Here is a 21,145-nt window from a genome sequence, read left to right as displayed (position 1 = left end):
GATGCAGGCTTCCTCTGTCGAGATCCGCAAGGTCAACAAATTCTATGGCCCCTTTCACGCGCTGAAGGATGTCGATCTGAACATCCTGCCGGGCAAGGTGACCTGCCTGATCGGGCCGTCCGGCTCGGGCAAGTCCACGCTGCTGCGCTGCATCAACTTCCTCGAGGAATACGACTCGGGCGAGATCCGCATCGACGGGCAGATGATGGGCTATGACGCCCCCGGCAGGAAGATGTCGGGCCGCAAGCTGCGCGAGATGCGGCGCTCCATCGGCATGGTCTTCCAGCAGTTCAACCTGTGGCCGCATATGACCGCGCGCGAGAACGTGGCCGAGGGGCTGATCCGCGTGCGCGGCATGGGCAAGGCCGAGGCGCATGAGCGCGCGAGTGCCGCCCTGACCAAGGTGGGCCTCGCCGACAAGATGGAGAACCATCCCCTGCGTCTGTCGGGCGGCCAGCAGCAGCGCGTCGCCATCGCCCGCGCCATCGCGATGGAGCCGCGGCTGATGCTGTTCGACGAGCCGACCTCGGCGCTTGACCCGGAACTGGTCGGTGAGGTGCTGAACGTGATGAAAACGCTGGCCGCCGAAGGCATGACCATGGTCGTCGTGACCCATGAGATGGGCTTTGCTGCCCATGTCGCGGATCAGGTCGCCTTCATGGAAAAGGGCGAGCTGGTCGGCGTCGATACGCCCGACCGCATCCTGCACCAGCCTGCCGATCCGCGCATCCAATCCTTCCTGCGCACCTATCACGAGCGGAACAGTTTCTGATCGGGGCTTGCCAAGCGCCTCCTGCCGACTAACTCATTTCGGGAAACATCAGCAGGAGGGCGCCATGCCCCAATCCAAGCTTTTTGAGCCGATCACCATTGGCGGCTCGACCCTTGCCAACCGCATCGTCATCGCGCCCATGTGCCAATATTCGGCCGAAAACGGCAAGATGACCGACTGGCACCTGACGCATCTGGGGATGCTGGCGCAGTCTGGCGCGGGCATCCTGACCATCGAGGCGACCGCGGTCGTTCCCGAAGGCCGCATCAGCTATGGCGATGTGGGCCTGTGGGACGACGAGACCGAGGCCGCGATGGAGCGTGTTCTGAAAGGCGTGCGGGCATGGTCAAACATGCCCATCGCGATCCAGCTTGCCCATGCCGGACGCAAGGCGTCGAGCGCGAAACCCTGGGATGGTGGCGCGCAGATCGCGCCGGATCACGCGAATGGGTGGCAGACCGTCTCGGCCTCGGACCTGCCCTTCGCGGCAAGCGACAACGCCCCCGTCGCGCTGGACCGCGCGGGCATGGACCGTGTGCGCGACGCCTTTGCCGAGGCGGCGCGCCGTTCGGTCCGGCTGGGGATCGACGCGATCCAGATCCATGCCGCGCATGGCTATCTGCTGCATCAGTTCCTCTCGCCCCTGTCGAACAAGCGCAGCGACGAATATGGCGGCAGTCTGGAAAACCGGATGCGCTTCCCGCTTGAAGTGTTCGATGCGGTCAAGGCGGCCGTCCCCGAGGGCTATCCGGTGACCGTCCGGCTGTCCGGAACGGATTGGGTCGATGCCGCCGATTGGGAAGAGGGCGGCTGGGACAGCGAAAGCACCGTCGCCATTTCGAAAGAGTTGGAAGCGCGCGGTTGCGCGGCGATCCATGTGTCGAGCGGCGGCCTCGACCCGCGCCAGAAGATCCCGGTTGGCCCGAACTATCAGGTGCCGCTGGCACGCGCGGTCAAGCAGGCGGTCAGCATCCCGGTCATTGCCGTCGGTCTTATCACCGATGCGCAGCAGGCCGAGGCGATCATCTCGACCGGGGACGCCGATATGGTCGCGGTGGCGCGCACCGTGCTTTACGACCCGCGCTGGCCCTGGCATGTCGCGGCCGAACTGGGGGCCACCGTCACGGCCTCGCCGCAATATCTGCGCTGCCAGCCCTCGACGCTGAAATCGCTTTTCAAGCCGACCTGACGGCCTCAGATCACGCAATGTCATCGGCGGTTGTTCTTGCGGCCAGTTTCGCTAGACTGAACGCATCCTTTCACGGAAAGCAGCCGCCGATAGCTCGATGATCGACGACATTTCCGACAGGTCCGAGCCCCCTCGACGAAGCGGGCCGGGCGATGTCGTTCCCGTCATCCCCGCGCCCGAGGATGAATCCGCGCCGGAACCCGGCCCGCAGAAGCGCCGCGCGCGCAAGAGCCTGTCGCAGCGCCTGACCGAGCTTGCACAGGACGAATCGCGCGACCGTATCGCAATGACCGATCTGCTGTCGTTGATGCCGGGCCGGGCTCTGGCCGCGCTGATCCTGATCTTTGCCGCGCCGAATGTGGTTCCGGCCCCGCCGGGCCTGTCGGCGATCCTGGGCTGGCCGCTGATCTATCTGTCTTGGCAGCAGATGACCGGGCAACGGCCCTGGCTGCCGCCGGTGATCTCGCGCCGTTCGATCTCGCGTTCGGTATTCGGAGGGATGATGCGGCGGGTGACGCCGGTCCTTGCCGCGCTGGAGCGCTTGCTCAAGCCCCGGCTCGAGATGCTGGTATCGCCCTCGGCCGAGCGCGTGGTGGGCGGGCTTTGCCTTGTCCTGTCGGTCGTCCTGCTTCTGCCCGTGCCGCTGGGCAATATGCCGCCCGCCTTCGCCATCAGCGTGATGATGCTGGGTCTGCTGGAAAGGGACGGTCTTTGGACCGCCCTCGGGGCGCTGTGCGGCATCGCGTCTTTCGTTATCGCGGTCGGGGTCGTCTATGCGATGATCAAGGCCGCGATCTTTGTCCTCTCGCGTGCGCTTGCCTGAGGCGTCGCGCGCCCTCTGTCCGGAACCGAGCCTTTTCCCATGTGGATTGAAATCACCATCGTTGTCCTTCTGACCCTGCTCAATGGCCTCTTGGCCATGTCCGAGCTGGCCATCGTCTCGGCGCGTCCGGCGCGGCTGCGCGTTCTGGCCGACCGAGGCAATCGCGGGGCGGCCACGGCGATCCGCCTTGCCGAGGATCCGGGCCGCTTCCTTTCCTCGGTCCAGATCGGGATCACGCTGGTCGGCGTCTTGTCGGGTGCATTCTCGGGGGCGACGCTGGGCGCGCGGTTGGCGGCGGCGCTGCCCGGCTGGGGGGTGCCGGCCTCGTTGGCGCAGCCCTTGGGAATGGGCGGCGTGGTCGTCGCGATCACCTATCTGTCGCTCATTCTGGGCGAGCTTGTGCCCAAGCAGATCGCCCTGCGCTCGCCCGAATCCGTGGCGGTGCGGGTCGCGCCCTTGATGCGGACCATCTCGCGCATCGCCGCGCCGCTCGTCTGGCTGCTCGACAAGTCGGGCAAGCTGGTGCTGTCGCTCCTGCGCCAGACCGGGGGCGACAATCACGGCATCTCGGATGAAGAGATCCGCCTCGTCATCGCCGAGGCCGAAAGCGCAGGCGTCATGCATCGCGCCGAAACCGAGATGATCGCCGGGGTCATGCGGATCGCCGACCGTTCGGCACGCGGGCTGATGACGCCGCGCCGCGACATCCCGGCGGTGGATGTCGGCGACAGCTATGCGGTGATCGCGCGCAAGTTCCAGGAAAGCCATCGCACCCGTCTGCCCGTCAGCGACGGGAACGAGAACGAGATGATCGGCGTGGTGGCGAGCGCCGACCTGATCGCCGTGAACAATCCGAAACTCGACCTGCGCGAGGTGATGAAGCCCGCCCCGATCATTCCCGAGACGATGGATGCGCCCGAGGTGATTGCGCGCCTGCGTGCGTCGCCGGGGCAGATGCTGCTGGTCTATGACGAATACGGCCATTTCGAGGGTGTCGTCACCCCGATGGACGTGCTTGAGGCGATCACCGGCGAGTTCTCGGGGATGGATGATGACGAGCCCAAGGTGATCCAGCGAGACGATGGCAGCCTTTTGGTCGCGGGCTGGATGCCGGTGGATGAATTCGCTGACCGCCTCGCCGTGCCGCTGCCCGAGGATCATGATTTCTCGACCGTGGCCGGGCTGGTGCTGGATCTGGCCGGCGCGATCCCTCAGATCGGGGATCGGGTCGAGTGGGATGGCTGGCGGATCGAGGTGGTCGATCTGGACGGCAGGCGCATCGACAAGCTGCTGGTGTCCCGCGCGCTGCGCAATGAATGATCGGGGTTCTTATTCCCGCGTGTCGTGATAATCAGGGCTTATGAACTTTACCCTGCGCCAGATCACCTATTTCCTTGCCGTCGCCCGTTTGCGGAATTTCGGCAGGGCGGCCGAAGTGTCCAATGTCTCGCAGCCCGGCCTCTCCAGCCAGATCGCGCAACTCGAGGCGCGACTTGGTGGCGCGGTTTTTCAGCGCGGGGCAGGGACCGGGCCCGTACGCCTGACCGCTTTGGGCGAGCGTCTCTTGCCCATCGCGCAGGAATTGATGGATTCCGCGCAACGGTTGCAGGCGGTGGCCCGGGCGGGCCATTCCCCGCTCTCGGGCAAATTGCGGCTCGCGATCATCCCGACCGTCGCGCCCTATCTGATCCCGCATCTTATCCCTGCCCTGCGCGAGACCTATCCCGGCCTCGATCTGGAACTGCATGAGGTGGTGACCGACGATCTGCTGGCCGGTGTCGCCAGCCACCGCTTTGATGCTGGGCTCATGGCGCTGCCGGTCACCGATCCCGCGATCATCGCCGAGCCGGTGCTTCAGGACGGGTTTCTCATCGCCCTGTCCGAGGATGACACGACTTTTCTGTCCGGACCGGCACGGCCCGAAAGCATCGAGACCGAACGGCTGCTGCTGCTTGCCGACGGACATTGCCTGCGCGATCAGGCGCTCGACATCTGCGGGCTGCGCAATCCGCGTCGCAAGGTCAATCTCGAGGCAGCCTCGATGGCGACCTTGATGCGGATGGTGTCCAGCGGGCTGGGGATGACGCTGATCCCGCGCCTTGCCCTGCAGGACGAGAACCGTGACAACCGGTTGCGCATCGTGCCCTTTGCGACGCCGGAACCCTCGCGGGAACTGGCCGTCGTGTGGCGGCGAAACGCCGAAGCCGGAACGGATGCCCGGGCCTTGGCCGCGGTGATCCGTGGCCTCGCTCCGGCACTGGGGGTCGAGCCGCTCAGCGCTTGATCGTCACAGGCAGGGTGACCGGAATTGCCTTGCCCGAGGGATGCGCAGGCATGCGCGGCAGGCTTGCCGCCTGACGCGACAGGGCCGCGTCGGTCTGTGCGTCGCCGGTCGTTCCGCTGAGCCTCCCGCGCGAGACGTTGCCATTCGCATTGATCGTGAAGGCGATGGTCACGCTGACACCGCCGCGCTTGAGCCGGGCGCGCTGCATGTGACGGTTGACGGTGGACTGCACCTTGGACTGCCAGGTTGCAACCTGACGCGCCGAGGGCTGCGCGCCCTGGGACTGAGGCGCGGCCGTCCGGTTGGATTGCTGCGCACGGACCGCGGTGGCCGCCTTGCGTTCGGGTTGCTCCTGCTCGGCCTTTTTCTTCTCGACCTTCTTCGGCTCAGGCTCTTTGCGGACGATCTTGGGCTCGGGCTCGGGTTCAGGACGCTCGGGACGCGCCTTCGGGCGGGCAGATTGCAGGACCACCGCATCCGCCGAAGGCGGGAAAAGCGTGTTCATGTCCGGCAGCGGCTCCAACTCGGGCAGAGGCTGGTCCATGACGAAATCCGGCGCGGGTTCGGGTTCCGGCTCGGGTTCCGGCTCAGGCTCAGGTTCGGGCTCAGGTTCCTGTTCGGGTGCGGCCTCGGCCATCTCCGGGCTCTCGACCTCTTCGGGCGGCGCGGCCGCTTCGGGCAATGGCGCGAGTTCGACAAAGATCGGGTCAGGCAGCCCCGGAGGCGCGGCCGCCTCGGCGCGGTGCATGATCCAGATCGCGCCACCCAGATGCGCGGCCAAAACGACAACGGCCGCCGAGCCCCAGAGCGCGCCGTCCCTTATCGCCGCCCGCGCACTCATGGCTGGGCCACCGGGGCCGTTGCCGCAGGATTGGCACTTGCCGGAGTGACCGATCCGGGGTCCGCTGCGGCAGGCGGGGCTGCGGTGGTTTCCAGTCCGACCAGCGCGATCTTGAGATAGCCGGTCTCGCGCAGCGTGTTCATCACGCCCATCAGGTCGCCATAGGTGACCGCCTTGTCCGCGCGCAGGAAGATCCGCTTCTCGCGGTCATTCCCGGTCGCCTCGGCCAGCGCCGCGCCAAGACCGCCCGCCGGAATGTCATCATTGCCCAGAGTCAGGGTCAGGTCGGGCTTGACCGTGACCCAGACAGGTTGATCGGGGCGTTGGGCGGGCGTCGCATTCGAGACCGGAAGATCGACATTCACATCCACCGTCGCCAGAGGTGCTGCCACCATGAAGATGATGAGCAGCACCAGCATGACGTCGATAAAGGGCGTGACGTTGATCTCGTGGTTCTCGACCAGATCGTCGCCTTGGGATTCGCGGACGCCACCAGCCATGGATCAGACCTCGCGCGTTTGGGTTGCGTCGCGGAAATCCAGGTCGCGACTGACAAGGCGCTTCACCCCGGCCGAGGCATTGGCCAGCCGCAGCCGGTAGCCGGTGATGGCACGGGCAAAGACGTTGTAGATCACCACCGCCGGGATGGCGGCGACGAGGCCGATCGCGGTCGCGAGCAGCGCCTCGGCGATGCCGGGGGCGACCACGGCAAGGTTGGTGGTCTGCGATTCCGAAATGCCGATAAAGCTGTTCATGATCCCCCAGACCGTACCGAACAGGCCCACGAAAGGCGCGGTCGAGCCGATCGTGGCAAGGACGCCCGTGCCTCGGCCCATGCGGCGGCCGGCAACGGCTTCGATGCGGTCGAGATGCGATTCGACCCGTTCCTTCAGCCCCGTATCTCCGGCCTGATCAAGCGCGGGGGCCGAACGGTCATATTCCGTCGCCGCGGCCCGGATCATCCGGGATACCGGGTCCTTGCGCCGCCCGATCGCCTTGAGGGCGGCGGGCAGGCTGCCAGCCGTCTCGACCCGGTTGATGCCGGATTGCACGCGGCTCAGGGCGCCCGCAAGTTCAAGGAATTTCGCGACCAGTACCGTCCAGGTCACGACCGAGGCAAAGGCCAGGCCGATCATCACGCCTTTGACGACCCAGTCTGCGGCCCAGAACATCCCCATCGGAGACAGGTCATGGGGCAGGTTCGGGTCGCGCGCCTGCGGCGAAAGCGGCGCCAGCGCATCCTGGATCACCTGAGGCAGCACACCCGACGAGGCGGCGGCATCGCTCGCTGCATCGGCGGTCGTCTCGGCAGGCTGGACCGGCGCGGGCGCGGTCGAGGCGGTGGGTTCTGCGGGCGATGCGGTCGTCGCCTCGGCAGGCACGGCGGGCGTGCCGTTGGTGACAGGGGACAGGGGCGTCGCCGGGACGGTTTCCTGAGCCAGATCCGAGGGGGTCGCGGGGGAGGTCGGGGCCACGGTAGACGTCGTCGCAGCTTCGGCTGCGGTCATCTGCGCGGGGGCGGCCGGGCTCACGGCTGCCGGCGCGGTCGCAGGGGCCGAGTTCGGGGCCGGGGACTGGCTCTGAGTCTGCGCCTCACCTGACGTTTCTTGCGCGAGGGCAGGCGCGACCGTCAGCAGGCAGGCAAGCATGGCGGCGGTCCCGGCGCGAAGGCGCGGCAGAGAGTGGTGGCTCATGGTGGTCCTTCTCAATTTCGGCATCAAACCCGCCCGCATGGCCGCCAAATGCTGCTATCCGAAAAAGATATGCACCCCTTGGCCGCGGTGCTGCGGAGGGTATCCTGCGTCAGGGTAAAATTGTCAACTATTGGGCCGCCGTCAAGACGCGCCGTCCCAACTATTGGGCCGCCGTCAAGACGCGCCGTCCTGCGGCCCGCATCTCGCCGGTCAAATCCCTGCGAATTCGGCACTTCTCTTTGAAAATCGACGCATCCGCGCGCCCGGTTCACGGAAACTTGCGGACCCCCTGTGAATGCGAACGAAAAAAATGAATCTCCCCGAAAAAAGCGGCGTTCCGCCCATTGACCCCGTTCTGCAATCCCCTTATGCAGCCGCTCACCACCTGCCCAGGTGGCGGAATTGGTAGACGCGCACGGTTCAGGTCCGTGTGCCGCAAGGCGTGGAGGTTCGAGTCCTCTCCTGGGCACCAAAAAACACCGCAGCTGCTTGCAGTTGCGGTGTTTTTGTTTTCCGGCCTCCCAATCGGCGTAACCGTTTTCGAACTGCGTGCGGATTTCCTCATTCGCGGCCGACAATCGGATTGACACCCCCCGCGCTCCTCTTTAAAGCCACCGTCACTCCAGTTGCCCAGATGGCGGAATTGGTAGACGCGCACGGTTCAGGTCCGTGTGCCGCAAGGCGTGGAGGTTCGAGTCCTCTTCTGGGCACCATGAAAAACACCGCAGCTGCAAAGCTGCGGTGTTTTTTTATGCCCGTCCCAGAGAGCCCCCTTTTCGCGGGCTGCCGTCCGGCTTGACTTTCATCTTCGCCCCGGCTCGCATCGCCCGGTGTTCGACAAGAGAGCCGCAATGATCCGTTGTTCCGAACGCCCTGAAAAAGGGCGCAAATACCAGTTCCGGCCCGGGGCCTATGGGTTGCTCATCCGCGACGGGGCGGCCCTGGTGACGTTCAAGGCCGATCCCGAGGCCGAGTTTCAATTGCCCGGGGGCGGGGTGGATCCGGGCGAATCCCCGATCCACGCCCTGCATCGCGAAGCGCGCGAGGAAACCGGATGGACACTGTCGACACCGCGCTGGATCGGGGCCTATCGCCGCTATTGCTACATGCAGGATGAAGATGTCTGGGCCGAGAAGCTTTGCTCGGTCTGGCTGGCCCGGCCGGTCCTGCAGGTCGGGCCGCCCAGAGACCCGGCCCATAGCGCGCATTGGGTGGCCCCGAGGGAGCTGACGCGCATTCTGGCCGATCCGGGCGCGCGCCAGATAGCCGGTCGGCTTCTGGCTTTTGGATAAACTTGACGCGGTGCGGGCGGCAGCCCGGCCCTATTGCAGCCGCAGGTGATCGGGATTGCCGGGAGCATCGGCAAGATGCTCGACCAGCACGGCCGAAATATCGTCATTGCGCTGCCCGGCCGCGAAATTGGCCGCCGACCAGCAGATCGATTCCAGCAGGGCATTCCCGCGCAGCATCGCGTTGGTGCGCAAAATCGCCTCAAGCCCGTCCATGCCCAGCGATTCGCCGCGCGTATTCTCGGTTTCCGTGATCCCGTCCGAGGTGATGAACAGCCGGTCGCCTGGGTGCAACTGCAAGCTGATCTCTTCGTAATCGACGGTTTCGAAGACCCCGACGGGCAGGCCGCCATTGCCGATCAGTTCGATCGCACCATTGGCGCGCTGGAGGATCGGGTGCGGATGGCCCGCCTGCACCAGACGCATCTGTCCCGAAACGCGGTCCAGTTCAGCATAGATCATCGTGAAATAGGTCTCGGTCCGCAATTCTTCGACCATCAGCTTGTTCAGGCTGCGCACCACCTCGACCGGGGGGCGCGCGACATAGCGGCCATCGCGCCCCAAGCGCATGGCGATATTATGCTCGGGCGTGCCGGCCAGAAGCGATGCAAGCCGCGCGCAAAGCATGGCGGCCGCGACGCCATGTCCCGAGACATCCAGCGCGAACAGCCCGATCCGACGCGCATCGATCGGAAAGAAGCCGACCAGATCGCCGCCAACATGGCCCGCCGGACGCATCAGCAGCGACAGCTGGAAAGGTCCGAAACATCCGTCTCTTTCGCGCACAAGCCCCTGTTGCAGACGCCGTGCTTCGCGCAAGTCGCGCTCGATCACGGCTTCGCGCTCGCGCAGGCGGGTCAAGGCGTCCTTCAACTGAAGATTGGTCTGCCGCAGGCTTTCTTCCATCCTCAGGATCCGCTCGCTCGCCGAAAGGCGGGCCAGCAGTTCCGCGCCTGAAACGGGCTTGGTCAGGAATTCATCCGCGCCGGCGCGCAAGCCCGCAGCAATGTCCAGCTTGTCCGTGCGCGAGGTCAGCAGGATGAAATAGCCGTAGCGCTGCCGCGCCATCGCGCGGAACTGGTGGCAGAAATCCAGCCCGTTCCGTCCCGGCGTACCCCAGTCGGAAATGACGATATCGGGATGGCGGGTGGCGCAAATCTGCATCGCCTCATCGACGCCTGCCGCCTCGAGGACATCATAGCCCGCCCGCCTGAGCTGAACCGCCAGCGCGCGGCGCTGCGCCCGGCTTTCATCGACCAGCAGGACAAGCCGCCAGCCGGAACCGGGTAAGTCGCCAGAAATGGAATCGCCGCTGCTCATGGCCTGTGTGATTACGGCAGGAGCGTTGAACCTTCCGTTAATGCCGAGAATTTTCAGCATCGGCCCCGGGCGCCCCAATTCGTGGTATGGAGGAGGAAGCGTTCTTCCTGAGGTTGCCGAATGTTGGACTGGAACCGCATCCATGAATTGCAAAGCGATGTCGGGCCGGATGAATTTGCGCTGATCCTCGACCTGTTTCTGGACGAGGTCGAGGGCGTCATCCTGCGCCTTGCCAGGCGCAATGCCGCGCAATTGGCGACAGATCTGCACTTTCTCAAGGGCTGCGCGCGGACGCTTGGCTTTCGCGAATTTGGCGATCTTTGCGATCAGGGCGAAAGTCTGACCTGCAACGGCAGAGCCGCGGATATCGATCTGGACGGCTTGGCCATCTGCTATTCCGCGTCAAAGCAGGGACTCTTCGGCGGGTTGAAACTGGTCTTGGGCAGGCGGGGCGATCATCTCGCCCCGGCCCCTGCGCTCAAATCAGGAATTCGGACAGGATGGGGTCTCGGGTAATGTCGCGATGCCCGATCCCCGCGCCCTCCAGCCGGTCGCGCAGATCATCAAGCTGTTCGGGACTGGTGGTCTCGATGCCGATCAGGATCGAGCCGAAATTGCGGGCCGATTTCTTGAGATATTCGAACCGGGTAATATCGTCATTCGGACCGAGCAGGCCAAGGAAATCCCGCAGCGCTCCGGGTCGTTGCGGCATGCGCAGAATGAAATAACGCTTCAGGCCGGAAAACCGCTGGGCGCGTTCCTTGACCTCGGGCAGGCGTTCAAAGTCGAAATTGCCGCCCGAGCAGATGCAGACAACGCGCTTGCCGGCGAGATCGGGAATGTCGCGCAGCACGTCGACGGTCAGCGCGCCGGCCGGCTCCAGCACGATACCCTCGATATTGAGCATTTCGAGCATGGTGGCGCAAATGCGGTCCTCGGGGGCACGATGGACCAGGTCGGGGGAAAACCGCGACAGGGTCGAAAATGGCAGGGCGCCGATCCTTGCGACCGCCGCGCCATCGACGAAATTGTCCACCGCGGGCAGGGTGACCGGGGCGCCATTGGTCAGCGCCGCGTGCAGGCTTGCGCCGCCTTCGGGCTCGGCAAAGGCGATCTGCGTCTGCGGCGACAATTCGGCGAGCAAGCGGCTCACCCCTGCGGAAAGGCCGCCGCCACCGACCGGCAGGACCACGAGATCGGGTGCCTCGCCCAGCTGGCTCAGGAATTCCAGCCCGACCGTCGCCTGCCCCTCGATGATGTCGGGATCGTCAAAGGGCGACAGGAAGCTTGCGCCCTGCTCGCGGGCGAAGTCCTGCGCGGCGGCAAGCGTCTGGTCGAAATAATCGCCGGTCAGCACGATCTGGATGGCATCGCCGCCAAAGATGCGGGTCTTGTCGATCTTTTGCTTGGGGGTCGTCACCGGCATGAAGATCGTGCCGCGCGCGCCGAAATGGCGGCAGGCATAGGCCATGCCCTGGGCGTGATTCCCCGCGCTGGCGCAGACGAAATGTCCCGCCGTTCCCGCGCCGATCTTGCGCATCGCGTTGAATGCCCCGCGCAGCTTGTAGCTGCGAACGGGGGTCAGATCTTCGCGCTTCAACCAGATCTCGGCACCGTAACGCGCCGAAAGATGGTCATTCTTCTGCAGGGGCGTCGGCTCAAAGAGATCGCGCAGCGCGACCTCGGCCTCTCGGACAGCGGCGGCAAAATCGGTCATGAAGATGCAGATACGCTGGGGCTGACCAAAGGTTCAAGCGAATTTGGCGCGTGCCATGCAGAGCATCAGCCGCCCAGAATGACCAGAAGGATGACTCCTGCGACGATCCAGAACCAAAGCGGCGGCGAGGATTTTTGTTGCGCGGCTTTGCTCTTGAGACCGGGCTGGGGCTGCGTCCTGGCCTCGCGCACCTTTCCCGTTCCGTGGCATTTGGGGCAGGTCGTCACCTTGTCGGCGCTCTTGCCGGGCAGGTGACCATAGCCGCCGCAATAATCGCAATTAACCTGGGCCATTGCCAAACCTCTTTAACACACGCGCGGCAGTCTGGACGAACTCGCTTGATTCGTCATGTTTTTGCTGCCGAGACTTCAGACGGCCTGATGGCGAGGGCGCGACATGCGGCTTTGGGGTGAAAGGGCGTGCGCTGCGATGTCAGGCGGCCTGCGCACACTTGTTCACGGCGAGAATAGGGCCTATTCCCTGCCCCGACATTCAAAGGGGGCTTACGCATGTCCGACGCGCCGAAGAAAGTCGTCCTTGCCTATTCGGGCGGGCTCGACACCTCGATCATCCTGAAATGGCTGCAGACCGAATATGGCTGCGAGGTCATCACCTTTACCGCCGATCTGGGCCAGGGCGAAGAACTGGAACCCGCGCGCGCCAAGGCCGAGCTTCTGGGCATCAAGCCCGAGAACATCCATATCGTCGATGTGCGCGAGGAATTCGTGCGCGACTTCGTCTTCCCGATGTTCCGCGCCAATGCGCTCTATGAGGGTCTGTATCTGCTGGGCACCTCGATCGCGCGCCCGCTGATTTCCAAGCATCTCGTTGAACTGGCCCATAAGCACGGGGCTGATGCCGTGGCGCATGGCGCGACCGGCAAGGGCAACGATCAGGTTCGTTTCGAGCTTTCGGCCTATGCGCTCGACCCCTCGATCAAGGTCATCGCGCCCTGGCGTGAATGGGACCTGACCTCGCGCACCAAGCTGATCGAATTCGCCGAAGAGCACCAGATTCCGATCGCCAAGGACAAGCGCGGCGAGGCCCCGTTCTCGGTCGACGCGAACCTCTTGCACACCTCGTCCGAGGGCAAGGCGCTGGAAAACCCTGCCGAGGCCGCGCCGGAATATGTCTACCAGCGCACGGTTTCCCCCGAGGAAGCGCCGAACGAGCCGGAATTCATCGAGATCACCTTTGAAAAGGGCGACGCCGTCGCGATCAACGGCGAGGCGCTGTCGCCCGCAACGATCCTGACCCGCCTGAACGAGCTGGGCGGCAAGCATGGCATCGGCCGTCTGGACTTCGTCGAGAACCGCTTCGTCGGCATGAAGTCGCGCGGCATCTACGAGACCCCCGGCGGCACCGTCCTCTTGGAAGCCCATCGCGGCATCGAGCAGATCACGCTGGATGCCGGCGCGGGTCACCTGAAGGACTCGATCATGCCGCGCTATGCCGAGCTGATCTATAACGGCTTCTGGTTCTCGCCCGAGCGCGAGATGCTGCAGGCCCTGATCGACAAATCGCAGGAACATGTCACCGGCACGGTCCGTCTGAAGCTCTACAAGGGCTCGGCCAGCTGCGTCGGCCGCTGGTCGGATCATTCGCTTTACAGCGAAAAGCACGTCACTTTCGAGGAAGATGCCGGTGCTTACGACCAGAAGGACGCGGCGGGCTTTATCAAGCTGAACGCGCTGCGCCTGAAACTGATCGCGACCCGCAACGCGCGCGTCGCCAAGTGACAAGAAGGGCCGCGGGCGATCCCCGCGGCCCTTTTCCTTTTGACGCAGGTTCCGCCATGTCCCATGCCGCCCGTATCGCCATCGTCACCGTCTCGGACCGCGCGAGTCGCGGGGAATATGAGGATAAGGGTGGGCCGGGCGCAGAGGATTGGCTGCGCGGCGTCATCACCTCGCCGATCGAGATCACCCGCAGGATCATCCCGGATGGGCGCGACAGCGTGGCGGCCACGTTGCGCGAATTGGCCGATGAGGCGGGGAACGACCTGATCCTGATCACCGGCGGCACCGGTCCCGCGCCGCGCGATCTGACGCCCGAGGCCATGGCGGATGTCATGGAAAAGGAACTGCCCGGCTTTGGCGAAGAGATGCGCCGCGCCAGCCTGCGCGAGGTGCCGACTGCGATCCTGTCGCGCCAGACGGCGGGAATCCGGGGGGCGACGCTGATGATCACCATTCCCGGCAAGCCCTCGGCCATCGCCACCTGTCTCGAAGCCGTTTTCGCGGCAGTGCCCTATTGCCTCGATCTGATCGGGGCGGCCCGGATTGAGACTGACCCTTCGCGCATCGCGGCGTTCCGGCCAAAGGCATAGGCACGCGGCCGCGACCCCCTCGAGGGGTCGAGGCCACGGGGGGCACGCCCCCTTTCGCGAAACTGGACAAAATCTCGTTCATCATATCGGATGGGGTAAAGGCCTTTGCCCGGAGAGGCAGGCCGCAACCATCTGAAAGGACAGAACGGCGATGGCCGAAGATCCCTACAAGGCGCTTGGCCTGGGCAAGACTGCGAGCCAGGACGAGATCAAGAAGGCCTATCGCCGGATCGCCAAGACGGATCATCCCGACCTGAACCCCGATCCGGTCGCGCATGAGCGCTTCAAGGCGGCCTCGACCGCCTATGATCTGCTCAAGGATCCCGAGCAGCGCGGGCGTTTCGATCGAGGCGAGATCGACGCCTCGGGGCAAGAGCGCCCGCAGCGGCATTACTACCGCGACTATGCCCAGGCCGGAGACAATCCCTATCGACCGGGCGCGCAGGATTTCGACGATCTTTCGGATGTGTTCTCGGATCTTTTCGGCCAAGGCGGATCGCGGCGGCGCGGCGGTGCGCGCAGCTTCGACATGCGCGGCCAGGACCAGCGCTTCACCATGGAGATCGACTTCATGACCGCCGCACGGGGCGGATCGACCCGGATCACCATGCCCGATGGCGCGCTTCTGGACGTCAAGGTGCCCGAGGGCGCGCGGGACGGGCAGATCATCCGCCTGCGCGGCAAGGGCGCCCCCGGCTATGGCAATGGCGGGCCGGGTGACGCGCTTCTGACCCTGATCGTGGCCGAGGATCCAGACTGGCGGCGCGACGGGGACGATGTCGAGACGACCTTGCCAATCACCTTGGACGAGGCCGTGCTGGGCGGCAAGGTCGAGGCCGAGACCATCGACGGGCCGGTGATGATCAACGTGCCGCGCGGGTCGAATACCGGCCAGAAGCTGCGCCTGAAGGGACGCGGGCTGAAGGGCGAGGGCGGAAAGCGGGGCGATCAGCATGTCGTTCTGAAAGTGGTCATGCCGCCCCGGATCGACGACGATCTTGCGCGGTTCATGCGAGAATGGCGCGAGAACAACGCCTATGATCCGAGGAGGGGAAAATGACACGCCGGCATTACACCCTGACCGAAACGCTGGCAGAATTGCCCGAAATTTCGCGCGTGCAGCTGGAAAGCTACATCCGCAGCGGCGTGGTGCAGCCGGTGCAGTCCGAGGCCGGGCCGCTGTTTCGGGCGCTGGACATTGCGAGGCTTCAACTGGTCGCGGATCTGTCCGAAGGCTATCACCTCGATGACGAGGCATTGGCACTGGTCCTGTCCCTGGTGGACCAGTTGCACGGGCTGCGGGGCGATATGCGGGCGATCCTGGACGCGGTCGCGCGCGAGCCCGCCGAGACGCGGCTGCGTCTCAAGACCGCGATTCGCGAGGTCCGCATCGTCACGCGCGAATAAACGTCACCGAACCGTCACGCCCCCGACAACGGGGTGTTACATCGCGGCGCGACATCCGCGGGGAACACGCCAACCCCCGAGGATCACATGACCTTTCGTCTGACCTTCTGCTCGCTCATCGCGCTGGCTGCCGCGTCGCCAGCGATTGCCGAGCCGGTTTTCAACCGCATCGCGAGTTTTGCCACCGCCGACAACATGGCCGAGGGCGAAGATCGCGCCCGCGCCACCTCGGCCGAGATCATGACCGCCACGGCCGACGGCATGGAACTGATCTATTCCGACAGCCCGCTGAACGCGATCGGCCTGATCGACATCACCGACCCGAACGCGCCCAAGCCCATCGGCAATATCCCGATGGATGGCGAGCCCACCACCACGGTCGTGCTTGGCGAGACGGCGTTTGTCGGGGTGAACACCTCGGAAAGCTTCACCCAACCCTCGGGCGCGCTGCGCTCGGTCGATCTGAAGACAAAGGCCTTGACCGCAAGCTGCGATCTGGGCGGGCAGCCCGACTCGGTCGCGATTTCACCCATGGGCGACATGCTCGCCGTCGTGATCGAAAACGAGCGTGACGAAGAGGTCAATGATGGCGCGATCCCGCAGGCGCCCGCGGGCTATGTCACACGCCTGACGATCAAGGACGGTCAGGTCGATTGCACAAGCCAACAGATCGTCGAACTGACCGGTCTGGCCGAGATCGCGGCCGAAGATCCCGAGCCGGAATATCTGGACTTCAACGCCAAGGGCGATCTGGTCGTCACCTTGCAGGAAAACAACCACATCGTCGTCATCGGCGCGGATGGCAAGGTCGCCTCGCATTTCAGCGCGGGCATGGTCGATCTGGACGGCGTGGATACCGAAAAGGACGGCAAGCTGGACTTTACCGGCAGCCTCAAGGACGTGCCGCGCGAACCCGATACGGTCGCATGGATCGACAATGACCATTTCGCCACCGCCAATGAGGGCGATTGGAAAGGCGGCTCGCGCGGCTTTACGATCTGGAACCGCGACGGCTCGGTCGTTTACGAATCCGGCGCGAGCTTTGAGCATGAGATCGTTCGGATCGGGCATTATCCCGAAGGCCGCTCGGGCAAGAAGGGCGTCGAGCCCGAGGCGCTGAAATTTGCCGAATTCGACGGCGAGAAGCTGCTTTTCGTCGGCTCGGAGCGCGGCAGCGTGATCGGCGTCTATGACGTGGCAAACCCGGCCGAGCCCAGTTTGAAACAGCTTTTGCCCTCGGGCATCGGACCGGAAGGGCTGGTCGCGATCCCCGGGCGCAACCTGTTCGCCAGCGCGAACGAGACCGATCTGGGCGAAGACGGGGCGGCCCGCGCCCATGTCATGCTCTATGAGCGGGCCGAAGGCGAGGCCGCTTATCCGACGCTGGTCTCGGAAGGCGAGGAACTGATCGGCTGGGGCGCGATCTCGGGTCTTGCGGTCGATCCGCAGGACAAGTCCGTGCTGCATGCGGTCAGCGACAGCGCCTATGAGGCCGCCCCCTCGATCTACCGCATCGAGACCGCGTCGAAACCCGCGCGCATCACCGCCGCCATGGTGGTCAGCAAGGACGGGAAGCCCGCCGAGAAGCTCGATCTGGAAGGCATCGCGTCAGACGGGCAGGGCGGTTTCTGGCTGGCAAGCGAGGGCAATCCGGAAAAGGACATTCCCCATCAGATCCTGCATGTCGATGCCGCGGGCGCGGTGCAGCAGGCGGTGGAACTGCCCGCCGATCTGACCGCGCAATCGACCCGTTTCGGGCTGGAAGGCATCGCTCTGGACCAGGACGGCAAGCTTTGGATGGCCGTGCAGCGCGAATGGAAGGACGATCCCAAGGGACAGGCCAAGCTGCTGCGCTACGATCCTGCATCGGGCGAATGGGCAGGCGTCCGCTATCCGCTGGAAAAGGGCGAGGGCTGGGTCGGTCTGTCCGAACTTGCCATCCATGATGGCCGGATCTTCCTGATCGAGCGCGACAATCTGATCGGTCAGGCGGCGGTCCTGAAGCAGGTCACCGCGGTTTCGCTTGACGGGCTGGAACCCGCGCCGCTGGGCGGCGATTTGCCGCTGGTCGAAAAGACCCTCGTGCGCGATCTGATCCCCGACCTGAAACAGTGGAACGGCTATGTGCAGGACAAGGTCGAAAGCCTCGCCATCACCTCCGACGGCACGGCCTTCACCGCGACCGACAATGATGGCGTCGATGATGCCTCGGGCGAGACCTTCATGTGGTCCTTCCCGGTCGGCACGCAGACGGCCAGCGTGAACTGAACCATATGACCGGAAGGCGGCCCGAAAGGGCCGCTTTCGCCTGTCTCAGCCCAGGAAGCGCAGCCGGTCCAACGCGCCTTGCAGGATATAGCCTGCCGCAACCTGGTCGATGACCTCGGCGCGGCGCTTGCGCGAGGTGTCGCCCTCGAGCAGCGCGCGTTCGGCCGCGACGGTCGAGAGCCGCTCGTCCCAAAAGCTGATCGGCAGCGGCGTCAGGCGTTCGAGATTGCGGGCGAAAGCGCGGGTGGATTGCGCGCGGGGTCCCTCTGACCCGTCCATATTGCGCGGCAGCCCCAGAACCAGCCCGACCAGCGCGCGATCCGCGACGATTTTCAGCAAAGCCTCGGCATCGAGGGTGAACTTGGCGCGCCGGATCACCGTGATCGGCGAGGCGACGCTGCGCAGCCCGTCGCTGACCGCGACGCCGATGGTCTTGGTCCCCAGATCCAGCCCGGCAATGGCCCCCGCGCGGGGCAGGGCGCTGGCGAATTCCTCGATCGTCTCGCAGATCATTGCAGTCCCGATTCCTGGCCCGCGGCCTCGATCACGCCAAGGGCCTCGGGGTTGGCGGCAAAGCGCGTCCGCGCCTCGCCATAGATATCCCGGGCATGGTCGTTTTGCCCCAGAACCACAAGGGCAGAAATCAGCCTGGCCCATTCCTCGGGGGGGCCGCCTTGGGTGGCGAGCCGGGTTTCCAGCCCCCTGACCATGCCCTCGATCATCTGCTGGCGATCTTCGGGGGCCATTTCGGACGCAGCGGCCATGGCATCGGCATCGGGGCCCGGAAGCGCGGGCGCGATTTGCGGGGGCGTGTAGTTCGCCTCGCCCGCAAACCATGCCAGATCCTCGATGGCCGAGCGGACCAGCCCGTGCCAGCTTGCATCCTCATGGCCCTCGCGCAGCAGATGCGCCCAGATCGGAAAAGCCTGGTCGGGACGACCGATCTGGATCTGGATCAGCCCGGACATGAAGCGGGCCTGTGCGTTCATCGGGTCCAGTTCCAACGCGCGCGTCATGGCCGCCTCGGCCTCATGGGTGATCATGCCCCCGGCGGCGGCCGAGGTCAGGCCCGCGAGACGCGCGAAATCATCGGCGCTGGCCTCCTCGGCCCTGAGGGAGACGAGCTTTTCCTGCGCCGCCTTGGCGGCAACAAGATTGCCCAGCTGTTCCTCGTGCAGTGCCAGAAGCTCCTGACCGCGCGGGTCGTCGGGGTTCTTGGCGACCGCCGCGCGAAGCTGTTCGATCAGCGCGGTATATTCGGCATCCGGCGCGGGACGCGCCGCCTTGGGGGCGATTTTCTCGGCCTCGGCCTGCGAGGGCCGGTTTTCGTAAAACGCCTCGGCCAAGGCGATCCGGGAAGCGATCGGCGCATCGGGCATGTCCGGATGCCCGATCCGCTGGTACAGCCAAAGTCCGGCCAGCATCAGTCCAAGCAGAACTGCAAACGCCGCGATGCCGCCCGGCGCGCGTCGCATCGAGACACCCTGCGACAGCGCGCGATCGGCGGCCAGAACCTTGCGGCCGATCTCGGCGCGCAGGCGCTCGGCCTCGGTGGGCTCGATCACGCGACGTTCCAGATCTCGGTCCACCTCACGCAGCTGATCGCGATAGATACGCAGGTCATAGGCCGCGGCGGGTTCTTCGCCGGCACCGCGCCGCCGGAGCAGCGGCAAAGCGATCGAGGTGGCAACGATTGCCGACATGACGGCGCATATGATCCAGAACATCCACGGCTCCTCTGTGCCACTCGGTGATAGCCGGTTTGTCCTGTCGGCAAAAGTCAAAGCCGCGCGCGGGAGATCTGCGCCGCCCTTTGTCGCAAATCGTCAATCCCTGCGTCGCAGGGCCGGCTTGCCCGGGGCAGGGCAAAGGACCACTCTGCCCTGCGAGAATCTGCAAAGGTCGTCCCATGCCGTCCAATCCTGCCACCAAAAGCACCGGCCGCTATTCGGTCTTTGCCCTCGCACGCGAAGCGATGCGGATGCATTCGGGCTGGAAACGGGCCTGGGCCAGTCCCGAGCCGCGGGAGAAATATCAGGTCGTGATCGTGGGCGCGGGCGGGCATGGGCTCGCCACCGCCTATTACCTGGGACGGAATTTCGGCATCACCGATGTCGCGATCATCGAAAAGGGCTGGCTGGGCGGCGGCAATACCGGGCGCAACACCACGATCATCCGCTCGAACTACCTGCAGGACCCCTCGGCGGCGATCTATGACAAGGCGCTGAAACTCTATGAAAACCTGTCGCAAGATCTGAACTACAACGTGATGTTCAGCCCGCGCGGCCTGCTCATGCTGGCGCAGACCGAGCATGAGGTCCGGGGCTACAAGCGCACCGTCCACGCCAACCGGCTGCAGAATGTCGCAACCGAATGGGTCAGTCCCGAGCGGATCAAGAAAATGCTGCCGATCATCAATATCGACGGTCCGCGCTATCCGGTGCTGGGCGGGCTGTATCAGGAACGGGGCGGCACCGCCCGACATGATGCCGTGGCCTGGGGCTATGCCCGGGCCTGTTCCGCCATGGGCATGCATATCATCCAGAATTGCGAGGTCACGGGAATCGAGACCTCGGGCGGCGCGGTCCGGGCGGTGAACACCGGCAAGGGCCGGATCGAATGCGACAAGCTGGCGCTGGTCGTCGCGGGCCATTCCTCGGTTCTGGCGGAAAAGGCCGGTTTCCGGCTGCCCATCGAATCCCTGGCCTTGCAGGCCCTGGTCAGCGAGCCGGTCAAACCCTGTTGCGATCTGGTGATCATGGCGAACACCGTCCACGGCTACATGTCGCAATCCGACAAGGGCGAGATGGTCATTGGCGGCGGAACCGACGGGTTCAACAATTATACCCAGCGTGGATCCTGGCATCACGTCGAGGAAACCGTCCGCGCGCTGGTCGAAACCTTTCCGATGCTCTCGCGGCTCAAGATGCTGCGGCAATGGGGCGGAATCGTCGACATGACGGGCGACCGCTCGCCGATTCTTTCCACCACTCCGGTTGGCAATATCTTCGTGAATTGCGGCTGGGGCACGGGCGGCTTCAAGGCGATTCCCGGCTCGGGCTGGGCCATGGCAGAGCTGGTCGCCCAGGGCGCGCCGGGGCCCTTGGCCGCGGAATTCGGGCTGGACCGCTTCCGCGAGGGGCGGTTCATCGATGAGAGCGTCGCGGCAGGAGTCGCGCATTGAATCGCGCGTCGCCAGCCGGGCAGCTTTT

21 protein-coding genes and 2 tRNA genes are annotated in these 21,145 nt (G+C 65.0%); 15 read left to right on the top strand and 8 right to left on the bottom strand.

Going from position 1 to position 21,145, the window contains the following annotated elements; all coding sequences use genetic code 11:
• Nucleotide 1: 1 nt before the first annotated feature.
• The 5 genes from ESZ60_RS00380 to ESZ60_RS00360 all read left to right on the top strand — a co-directional run bounded on the left by ESZ60_RS00380 (nt 2) and on the right by ESZ60_RS00360 (nt 5,068).
• On the top strand, nt 2-772 hold the full coding sequence (locus ESZ60_RS00380) for an amino acid ABC transporter ATP-binding protein (protein ID WP_134678424.1): 771 nt from the start codon (nt 2-4) through the stop codon (nt 770-772).
• Nucleotides 773-836: 64 nt separating this feature from the next.
• Nucleotides 837-1,961 carry an NADH:flavin oxidoreductase/NADH oxidase gene (locus tag ESZ60_RS00375; RefSeq protein ID WP_134678423.1) on the top strand — a complete coding sequence of 375 codons (1,125 nt, stop codon included), beginning with the start codon at nt 837-839 and terminating at the stop codon, nt 1,959-1,961.
• A 97-nt stretch (nt 1,962-2,058) separates the two neighbouring features.
• Complete coding sequence (locus ESZ60_RS00370; RefSeq protein ID WP_134678422.1) at nt 2,059-2,784, top strand: exopolysaccharide biosynthesis protein; 726 nt, start codon at nt 2,059-2,061, stop codon at nt 2,782-2,784.
• A gap of 39 nt (nt 2,785-2,823) precedes the next feature.
• Nucleotides 2,824-4,104, top strand: a complete 1,281-nt coding sequence (locus ESZ60_RS00365) for a hemolysin family protein (RefSeq protein ID WP_134678421.1) — start codon at nt 2,824-2,826, stop codon at nt 4,102-4,104.
• 40 nt (nt 4,105-4,144) lie between these two features.
• Nucleotides 4,145-5,068 carry a hydrogen peroxide-inducible genes activator gene (locus ESZ60_RS00360; protein ID WP_134678420.1) on the top strand — a complete coding sequence of 308 codons (924 nt, stop codon included), beginning with the start codon at nt 4,145-4,147 and terminating at the stop codon, nt 5,066-5,068.
• On the opposite strand, the gene ESZ60_RS00355 is transcribed toward ESZ60_RS00360, so the two are convergent.
• From ESZ60_RS00355 to exbB, 3 genes are read right to left on the bottom strand one after another with little or no spacing between them, the layout of a single operon-like run.
• Nucleotides 5,058-5,909 (bottom strand): TonB C-terminal domain-containing protein, encoded by an 852-nt coding sequence (locus tag ESZ60_RS00355; RefSeq protein ID WP_134678419.1) that lies wholly within the window; start codon nt 5,907-5,909, stop codon nt 5,058-5,060. The genes ESZ60_RS00360 and ESZ60_RS00355 overlap by 11 nt on opposite strands.
• On the bottom strand, nt 5,906-6,409 hold the full coding sequence (gene exbD / locus ESZ60_RS00350; RefSeq protein WP_134678418.1) for a TonB system transport protein ExbD: 504 nt from the start codon (nt 6,407-6,409) through the stop codon (nt 5,906-5,908). The genes ESZ60_RS00355 and exbD overlap by 4 nt, the downstream gene beginning before the upstream one ends.
• 3 nt (nt 6,410-6,412) lie before the next feature.
• Nucleotides 6,413-7,603: a tonB-system energizer ExbB gene (gene exbB, locus ESZ60_RS00345; protein WP_134678417.1), complete on the bottom strand. Its 1,191-nt coding sequence runs from the start codon at nt 7,601-7,603 to the stop codon at nt 6,413-6,415.
• A 387-nt stretch (nt 7,604-7,990) separates the two neighbouring features.
• On the opposite strand from exbB, the gene ESZ60_RS00340 reads away from it, so the two are divergent.
• From ESZ60_RS00340 to ESZ60_RS00330, 3 genes are all read left to right on the top strand, one after another.
• Nucleotides 7,991-8,075: transfer RNA gene (locus tag ESZ60_RS00340), tRNA-Leu, on the top strand.
• A gap of 156 nt (nt 8,076-8,231) precedes the next feature.
• A tRNA-Leu gene (locus ESZ60_RS00335) sits at nt 8,232-8,316 on the top strand.
• Nucleotides 8,317-8,454: 138 nt separating this feature from the next.
• The gene (locus tag ESZ60_RS00330; protein ID WP_134678416.1) at nt 8,455-8,895 is read left to right on the top strand and encodes an NUDIX domain-containing protein; all 441 of its coding nucleotides are present in this window, start codon (nt 8,455-8,457) and stop codon (nt 8,893-8,895) included.
• Nucleotides 8,896-8,925: 30 nt separating this feature from the next.
• Here ESZ60_RS00330 and ESZ60_RS00325 read toward each other — a convergent pair whose 3' ends face one another.
• Nucleotides 8,926-10,212, bottom strand: a complete 1,287-nt coding sequence (locus ESZ60_RS00325; RefSeq protein ID WP_134678415.1) for a PP2C family protein-serine/threonine phosphatase — start codon at nt 10,210-10,212, stop codon at nt 8,926-8,928.
• Nucleotides 10,213-10,332: 120 nt separating this feature from the next.
• Between ESZ60_RS00325 and ESZ60_RS00320 the strand changes: the two genes are divergently transcribed.
• Nucleotides 10,333-10,728: an Hpt domain-containing protein gene (locus ESZ60_RS00320; protein WP_134678414.1), complete on the top strand. Its 396-nt coding sequence runs from the start codon at nt 10,333-10,335 to the stop codon at nt 10,726-10,728.
• Here ESZ60_RS00320 and ilvA read toward each other — a convergent pair.
• Together ilvA and ESZ60_RS00310 are read right to left on the bottom strand one after the other, a co-directional pair.
• The gene (gene ilvA, locus ESZ60_RS00315; protein WP_134678413.1) at nt 10,691-11,929 is read right to left on the bottom strand and encodes a threonine ammonia-lyase IlvA; all 1,239 of its coding nucleotides are present in this window, start codon (nt 11,927-11,929) and stop codon (nt 10,691-10,693) included. The genes ESZ60_RS00320 and ilvA overlap by 38 nt on opposite strands.
• A gap of 65 nt (nt 11,930-11,994) precedes the next feature.
• Nucleotides 11,995-12,222: a hypothetical protein gene (locus ESZ60_RS00310; RefSeq protein ID WP_134678412.1), complete on the bottom strand. Its 228-nt coding sequence runs from the start codon at nt 12,220-12,222 to the stop codon at nt 11,995-11,997.
• Between the two features lie 216 nt (nt 12,223-12,438).
• Here ESZ60_RS00310 and ESZ60_RS00305 point away from each other — a divergent pair, with 216 nt between their 5' ends.
• The 5 genes from ESZ60_RS00305 (at nt 12,439) to ESZ60_RS00285 (ending at nt 17,933) form a co-directional block, all read left to right on the top strand.
• Nucleotides 12,439-13,668 (top strand): argininosuccinate synthase, encoded by a 1,230-nt coding sequence (locus ESZ60_RS00305; protein ID WP_134678411.1) that lies wholly within the window; start codon nt 12,439-12,441, stop codon nt 13,666-13,668.
• 56 nt (nt 13,669-13,724) lie between these two features.
• Nucleotides 13,725-14,258 (top strand): molybdopterin adenylyltransferase, encoded by a 534-nt coding sequence (gene mog, locus ESZ60_RS00300; protein WP_134678410.1) that lies wholly within the window; start codon nt 13,725-13,727, stop codon nt 14,256-14,258.
• A gap of 151 nt (nt 14,259-14,409) precedes the next feature.
• Nucleotides 14,410-15,318 carry a DnaJ C-terminal domain-containing protein gene (locus ESZ60_RS00295; protein ID WP_134678409.1) on the top strand — a complete coding sequence of 303 codons (909 nt, stop codon included), beginning with the start codon at nt 14,410-14,412 and terminating at the stop codon, nt 15,316-15,318.
• Nucleotides 15,315-15,665 (top strand): hypothetical protein, encoded by a 351-nt coding sequence (locus ESZ60_RS00290; protein ID WP_134678408.1) that lies wholly within the window; start codon nt 15,315-15,317, stop codon nt 15,663-15,665. The genes ESZ60_RS00295 and ESZ60_RS00290 overlap by 4 nt, the downstream gene beginning before the upstream one ends.
• An 87-nt stretch (nt 15,666-15,752) precedes the next feature.
• Nucleotides 15,753-17,933, top strand: a complete 2,181-nt coding sequence (locus ESZ60_RS00285) for an esterase-like activity of phytase family protein (RefSeq protein ID WP_134678407.1) — start codon at nt 15,753-15,755, stop codon at nt 17,931-17,933.
• A gap of 45 nt (nt 17,934-17,978) precedes the next feature.
• Here the strand turns inward: ESZ60_RS00285 and ruvX are convergent, their stop codons facing one another.
• Both ruvX and ccmI read right to left on the bottom strand, forming a co-directional pair.
• Nucleotides 17,979-18,446, bottom strand: a complete 468-nt coding sequence (ruvX, locus tag ESZ60_RS00280; protein WP_134678406.1) for a Holliday junction resolvase RuvX — start codon at nt 18,444-18,446, stop codon at nt 17,979-17,981.
• Complete coding sequence (ccmI, locus tag ESZ60_RS00275) at nt 18,443-19,660, bottom strand: c-type cytochrome biogenesis protein CcmI (RefSeq protein WP_134678405.1); 1,218 nt, start codon at nt 19,658-19,660, stop codon at nt 18,443-18,445. The genes ruvX and ccmI overlap by 4 nt, the downstream gene beginning before the upstream one ends.
• 182 nt (nt 19,661-19,842) lie before the next feature.
• Here ccmI and ESZ60_RS00270 point away from each other — a divergent pair, with 182 nt between their 5' ends.
• Nucleotides 19,843-21,117, top strand: coding sequence for a sarcosine oxidase subunit beta family protein (locus ESZ60_RS00270; RefSeq protein ID WP_134678404.1), 1,275 nt, complete (start codon nt 19,843-19,845; stop codon nt 21,115-21,117).
• Nucleotides 21,118-21,145: the final 28 nt, after the last annotated feature.

Origin of the sequence: Paracoccus ravus, assembly GCF_004522175.1 — a bacterium.
Taxonomy (GTDB): domain Bacteria; phylum Pseudomonadota; class Alphaproteobacteria; order Rhodobacterales; family Rhodobacteraceae; genus Paracoccus; species Paracoccus ravus.
This window is presented reverse-complemented; position numbering and strand designations above follow the sequence as displayed.